The following is an 875-nucleotide window of genomic DNA, read 5'->3' on the forward strand; positions in this document are numbered from 1 at the left end:
ATCCAATATGCTATTATCATAATCTATTTCTTGACCCGAGCGTAAAGCTTCATATTCATCTTCCATTTGTGTCCACATACGTTGCGGTTCGACTTCTTCTCCTTCAAATAAAGTAATCATATACCAAATGAAAAAGAATATCCCTATAGCTAGCGAACCACCTATTAACCATTTAATAGTAGACGACAGTGTAATCACCTCTCTTACTGCGTTATAACAAATTCAATACCTTGGTCGTTTGCAAGAGGATTAAATGACGAAGCATCACCATTCCAATGACCTAAATGCATTTCAAAATGCAAATGCACACCCGTGGAACCACCTGTTGTACCCATAATACCTATTTGCTCACCTTTTTTGACCTTCTGACCAACGGACACATTATGGGAGTGTAAGTGAGCATACTGGGACTCATAAATTTGGCCATTAAACTCATGCGTGATGACAACCCAATGTCCATATCCACCAGCATCCCACTTAACTAACCTTACCGTTCCATCTGCTACTGCTACAACGGCTGGCATGGAGCCATCTGTAGGGGCTATATCTATACCTCTATGAAAACTTGGTTTTCCCGATATAGGGTGAATACGATAACCATATGGAGATGTAATAACTCCAATGGTTGGTTTTGTAAACTCGCCATCATCTACACTGGGCATTGGGGCTAATCCTGGATTTGTTGTTCCCCCTGTACCACCAGTTGAACCCGTTGAGGCCCATTCAGAATACTGCATTTGATTTTGTTCTACGGATTGATTATAAATGACTTCCACAAATTCTATATCATTTTGATCGTATCCATATTCAAATAATGTCGCTTCTAACTTAGAGTAATCCGCAACAAAATCTATGTTATCTTCAACAAAATATTC

General features: G+C 39.3%; 1 protein-coding gene. It reads right to left on the bottom strand.

Going from position 1 to position 875, the window contains the following annotated elements; genetic code table 11:
• Nucleotides 1–203: 203 nt before the first annotated feature.
• Nucleotides 204–875, bottom strand: a 672-nt coding sequence (locus tag ACTWQB_RS17365; protein WP_443140401.1) for a M23 family metallopeptidase, incomplete at its 5' end; no start/stop codon positions are given.

This window comes from Piscibacillus sp. B03 (genome assembly GCF_052246295.1).
Lineage (GTDB): Bacteria > Bacillota > Bacilli > Bacillales > Alkalibacillaceae > Piscibacillus.